5 protein-coding genes, 4 tRNA genes and 1 pseudogene are annotated in these 4,996 nt (G+C 60.4%); 9 read left to right on the forward strand and 1 reads right to left on the reverse strand.

Features of this window, described 5'->3' with window-relative positions; genetic code table 11:
* The 8 genes from AC11W3_RS20700 to AC11W3_RS20735 all read left to right on the forward strand — a co-directional run.
* The coding region (locus tag AC11W3_RS20700; RefSeq protein ID WP_484093688.1) for an adenylosuccinate synthetase at positions 1-583 on the forward strand (583 nt) is incomplete at its 5' end.
* A gap of 40 nt (positions 584-623) precedes the next feature.
* A tRNA-Lys gene (locus AC11W3_RS20705) sits at positions 624-699 on the forward strand.
* Between the two features lie 8 nt (positions 700-707).
* Positions 708-785, forward strand: a tRNA-Glu gene (locus tag AC11W3_RS20710).
* A 28-nt stretch (positions 786-813) separates the two neighbouring features.
* Positions 814-889 (forward strand) — tRNA-Lys (locus AC11W3_RS20715).
* 68 nt (positions 890-957) lie between these two features.
* Positions 958-1,032 (forward strand) — tRNA-Glu (locus AC11W3_RS20720).
* Between the two features lie 429 nt (positions 1,033-1,461).
* Entirely contained in the window at positions 1,462-1,794 is a 333-nt protein-coding gene (locus AC11W3_RS20725; protein ID WP_484091285.1) for an MFS transporter, read from the forward strand.
* Between the two features lie 25 nt (positions 1,795-1,819).
* Complete coding sequence (locus tag AC11W3_RS20730; RefSeq protein ID WP_484091286.1) at positions 1,820-2,695, forward strand: MFS transporter; 876 nt, start codon at positions 1,820-1,822, stop codon at positions 2,693-2,695.
* A 231-nt stretch (positions 2,696-2,926) separates the two neighbouring features.
* A complete protein-coding gene (locus AC11W3_RS20735; RefSeq protein ID WP_484093689.1) occupies positions 2,927-4,381 on the forward strand; it encodes a sigma-54-dependent transcriptional regulator in 1,455 nt (484 codons plus the stop codon).
* 10 nt (positions 4,382-4,391) lie between these two features.
* Here AC11W3_RS20735 and AC11W3_RS20740 read toward each other — a convergent pair whose 3' ends face one another.
* Complete coding sequence (locus tag AC11W3_RS20740) at positions 4,392-4,652, reverse strand: 4Fe-4S dicluster domain-containing protein (protein WP_484091288.1); 261 nt, start codon at positions 4,650-4,652, stop codon at positions 4,392-4,394.
* Positions 4,653-4,910: 258 nt separating this feature from the next.
* Between AC11W3_RS20740 and AC11W3_RS20745 the strand changes: the two are divergent.
* Positions 4,911-4,996 (forward strand): annotated as a pseudogene (locus tag AC11W3_RS20745) (isoprenoid biosynthesis glyoxalase ElbB); the annotation flags it as partial.

Genomic DNA, 4,996 nt, shown 5'->3' on the forward strand with positions numbered 1-4,996 from the left:
CGTCACCTCCTCGAACACCACGGCCGGCGGTGCGTGCACGGGTTCAGGCGTCGGCCCTACGAAGATCGGCTCGGTCGTCGGGGTGTCGAAGGCGTACGCCACGCGGGTGGGGGGCGGCCCGTTCCCCACCGAGCTTTTCGACGACGACGGGCAGATGATGCGGGACCGCGGGCATGAATACGGGTCGACGACGGGGCGCCCCCGCCGGTGCGGCTGGTTCGACGCCCCGGTCATCCGGTACGCGGCACGCATCAACGGGATGTCCTCCGTTGCGCTCACCAAGCTCGACGTCCTCACGGGACTGCCGCGGCTGAAGGTGTGCGTCGCATACGATGTCCAAGGCGTGCGCCGCGACGAGGTCCCCATGTCGTTGTCCGAATTCGAGGCGGCCCGCCCCATCTATGAAGAGGTGGAGGGGTGGAAGGAAGATCTTTCCAACGCCCGGGAATACGGGGACCTTCCGAAGGCGGCGCAGAAATATGTCCTCATGCTCGAGGAGATCTCGGGGGTGGAGATCTCCCTGGTGTCCGTAGGGGCCGACCGGAACGAGACGATCATCCGGAAAAACCCCTTTCGGGCTTGACACTTCCGGTTCCCTCTCTTTAGAATGGTCCGTTCCGGGGGAGCCCATAGCTCAGTTGGCAGAGCATCTGACTTTTAATCAGAGGGCCGCTGGTTCGATCCCAGCTGGGCTCACCAGGTCACGCGTCCCCATCGTCTAGTCCGGCCAAGGACACCGCCCTTTCACGGCGGCGACGCCGGTTCAAATCCGGCTGGGGACGCCACTTAAGAATCAACCTGGAAACAGGATAAGAGCCGCTAGCTCAGTTGGTAGAGCACCTGACTTTTAATCAGGTGGTCGTTGGTTCGATCCCAACGCGGCTCACCATTTTCACCTGTCGCCTGTCTGGGCCAAGCGACAGCCCCCCCTGCTTAACCGGCATGGGATTCACTTCCGGTCCCATCGTCTAGTGGTTAGGACACCGGCCTTTCACGTCGGTAACAGGGGTTCAAGTCCCCTTGGGATCACCATCAAAAAAAGAAGGCCGCCTTCCCCACGGAATGGCGGCCTTCTTCGTTTCCGGCACCGGCAGCTGAAAACGTTCCCCTACCTCACTCCTTACTTCCCGGCCACACTCTCATGCAGTACGGACACTCTTTCACCCCGCGAGGCACGGTATCCCTCAACTGCTCCCGTGCATAAACAGCACTGCAGCGTTCGGACACAGGATACTCGTGGATGACATTGTCCTTGACGAAATAAAGCATTACTCTTCCTCCTTTGGCGGCAGGACCCGCTCCTGACGTGGCTTCCCCGGTAAAGTATGAGGTAAAGCATGCTGATGTCAAACAAAGTCGTTTACAATCTGCCGCACAAAGGTAATAGTAACTTCCTCCGTCCTTATAGATACAGCAACATGTCCCACAGTTCCCCCTGAGAGTGTTGAAGCAAGGGCAGCCATGACTTCCGCGACATCCAACGCACAGATCGAACCGTCGGTCCTGCAGCACAAGCCTTTCAGGCTCTTCTGGCTGGCCCGCGTCTGTTCCACCCTTTCCTACCAGATGCAGGGGGTGGCGGTTGGATGGCAGATCTACGCCCTCACCGGCAGCGCCTGGTACCTCGGCCTGGTGGGACTGGCACAGTTCCTTCCCATATTCCTGTTGACGCTGCTGGTCGGCCACACCGCCGACCGCTACGACCGCAGGCGCATCGCAGCTACCTGCCAGATGATCGAGGCGTTGGCCCTGGCTACCCTCGCCCTCGGCGAGTTTCGGCGGCTGGCTGGGTAAGGAGGCCATCCTCTCCATCGTCTTCGTGATCGGGGCCGCGCGGGCCTTCGAAGGGCCGACCATGCACGCCCTCGTTCCGGGCCTCGTCCCGCCGGTGCTGATACCGAGCGCCTCAGCCTGGTCGGCGTCGGCCAACCAGACCGCCAGCATCGTCGGGCCCGCCCTGGGAGGCCTCCTCTATGCCATCGGCCCCACGACAGTCTATGCCGCGGCAGCGGGACTCTTCTTTGCCGCCACCTCCTTCATCACCGCCATACGGATCACCAGAGTGCCGTCCAAGCGCGAGCCCGTCAGCATCACCTCCCTCTTCGCCGGCATCGCCTTCATCCGGAGCAGGCGCGACATCCTGGGAGCCATCTCGCTCGATCTCTTCGCCGTTCTCCTGGGAGGGGCCACGGCCCTCTTGCCGATCTACGCACGCGATATCCTCTTCACCGGCCCCTTGGGCCTGGGCCTGCTGAGGGCCGCGCCGGCCCTCGGAGCCCTGGCCATTTCCATCTTCCTGGCCCGCAATCCGCTGCGTCGCCGGGTCGGGAGGATCATGTTCGCCAGCGTCTTCGTCTTCGGCGTTGCCACTGTCGTCTTCGCCCTCTCCAAATCCTTTACCCTTTCCATGTGTGCCTTGATGATCCTCGGAGCCGCCGACGTCATCAGCGTGGTCATCAGGAGTTCCCTGGTGCAGATCGAAACTCCGGACGAGATGCGCGGCCGGGTCAGCGCGGTCAACGCCATGTTTATCGGCACCTCCAACCAGCTCGGAGAATTCGAATCAGGCGCCACGGCCGCTCTCTTCGGGACCGTTCCCTCGGTGGTCATCGGCGGGATAGGGACCATCGTGGTGGTCCTCCTGTGGATGCGCCTTTTCCCGCAGCTGGTGGCGATAGACTCATTGCGGGACTAACGCGTCCCCACTTCCCCTTCCCCTTCCCCTGCGCCTCACCCTCCAATCCTGCTCCCCACCTGCCTTGACGACGGTGTCAAATCTTCCGACACGGAGCGGCAAATCGTGCCCGTGTCATTTTGTTGACATTCCTCTGCCGGGACAGGTATAGTACCTTCAGAGCGAGTACAGCGGCGTAATAGCCTGAAAGTAGGCAACTTTAACAGCCTCCAGGGGATGAAAGCCAACTGCATGGAAACTCAAACGATACTACTATTGGACGATGACAAGAAGACCATGGACTTCCTGGCCGCCTTTCTGGTTTTCAAGGGATACCAGGTGCTGCAGGCGACTGACGGACCGGACGCGCTGCGGAAAATCGAGCAGCAGGACGTGCAGATGGTCATTGCCGACACCAGGATGCAGCACTGCAGCGGGGTCGAATTCGTAAAGGAGGTCAAATCGCTGCGCCCCGAAGTTATCGTCATCGCCTACAGCCCCTTTGTGAACTCGGAAACGACGGCCGAACTCCTCAAGGCCGGCGCCTTCTTCTTCCTCGAGAAGCCCTTCAATCTCGAGAGGCTGGAGACGGCCATCAACCAGGGGATCGAGCACCAGGCCCTGCAGGCAAGGAACCTGAGGCACAAACCGAAGGTCAAGAGCCGTGAGCAGCTGAAGAGCATCATCGGGGAAAGCCAGAAGATGCTGGAGCTTTTCGAGATGATCGAGAAGGTGGCGGCAACGGATTCGACCATCCTGATCCATGGCGAGTCGGGGACAGGAAAGGAATTGGTCGCCCGCGCCATCCACGACCTCTCCGACCGATGCGGCAGGAGTTTCGTGGCGGTCAACTGCGCCGCCATTCCCGACGAACTGCTGGAGAGCGAGCTTTTCGGGCACGTAAAGGGTTCGTTCACCGGCGCAGTGGTGTCGCGCATGGGTCGCTTCGAGGTGGCCGACAAGGGGACGCTGTTTCTTGACGAGATAGGGGACATGAAGCACAACCTGCAGGTGAAGCTGCTGCGGGTTCTGCAGAGCAGGGAGGTTGAGCCGGTCGGTGGCACCAAGCCCAAGAAGGTCGATGTCAGGATCATCGCCGCGACCCACCAGAACCTCGACCAGATGGTGCTGGACAAGAAGTTCCGCGAGGACCTCTTTTACCGGCTTTCGGTGATACCGATCTCGCTCCCCCCTCTACGGGAGAGGGGCACCGACATCCCGCTGCTGCTGAACAGCTTCCTGAAGAAGTTCAACAAGCTCAACAACAGGAACATCGAAGGCTTCGACAACCAGGTGATGGACATCCTAACCCACTACAGCTGGCCCGGGAACGTGCGCGAGCTGGAAAACCTGGTCGAGCGCCTGGTGATCATCACGAGCGGCAGGCTGATCACCTACCATGACCTGCCGGAGAAATACCGCGGCGGCCGTGCTGTCAGCAGAGTTCCGCTCAATCCCGCCTTGGCCGAGGTTGCAGGATCGGCGGCGCCTGCGGCACCGGTGGTCCAGGCCCCGCACGTGGTCCTGCCGGTGAGCGGAATCTGCCTCCATAGCGCTGTCGAGGAGTTCGAGAACAGGCTTATCATGCAAGCCTTGCAGAAAACGGGGGGGAACAAGAAGGAAGCGGCCCTCCTGTTAAACCTGAAGAGGACCACCCTGATAGAAAAGCTCAAGAAGAAGAATATTGCCTACAGCCCTCACCATTGACGGCAGCTGTTCACGGTAGGGGCGAGCCTTCGCCCCCGCCGGCCTCGCCACGACCCCCCTGCTGACTCTCCGCAGTAACAACCCCGACAGGACAAGCATCCAGACACCTGCGGCACCATGTGCAGCGTTCAGGCGCGTGCAGCATGGCGTGCTTGCGCCACCCGCAAACCTCCAGCGAGAAGAGCCGCAGAGGGCAAGCCGCCACACAACGCCCGCACCCCGTGCATCGCGAAGTCAAAACTTCCGGAGCTTTTTGTTCCACAATGAACACTCTCTCAGCGTTACCGCTTCGACCCTACATTCATAACAGACCGACCTGCAGCAGCGCCTGGTTCCTCATCAGAGATATCGTAAGGGGTGGGAGGGGAGCTGAAATCTAGTGCAAATCAAGAACAGTGTCAACATCTCTTGCATCGGTATGGATTGAGGCATTGCAGCAATGACATAAACCCTTGCACAGAGCCATCATCCCGCTTAGAATAGGGCACCCCCCATGATCGGGGCATCAATGAGACCGGAGGCGGCTTATATGAAAAAGATAGGCGTAGTACTTTCAGGCTGCGGAGTTCGTGATGGAAGTGAGATCCACGAGGCGGTACTGACACTTTTGGCGAT

Source organism: Geomonas sp. (genome assembly GCF_056994735.1).

What these genes read in the sequence shown, in the direction of transcription:
- AC11W3_RS20725 (WP_484091285.1), top strand. Translation starts at nt 1,462, where the DNA reads ATGACTTCCGCGACATCCAACGCACAGATCGAACCGTCGGTCCTGCAG.
- AC11W3_RS20735 (WP_484093689.1), top strand. Translation starts at nt 2,927, where the DNA reads ATGGAAACTCAAACGATACTACTATTGGACGATGACAAGAAGACCATG.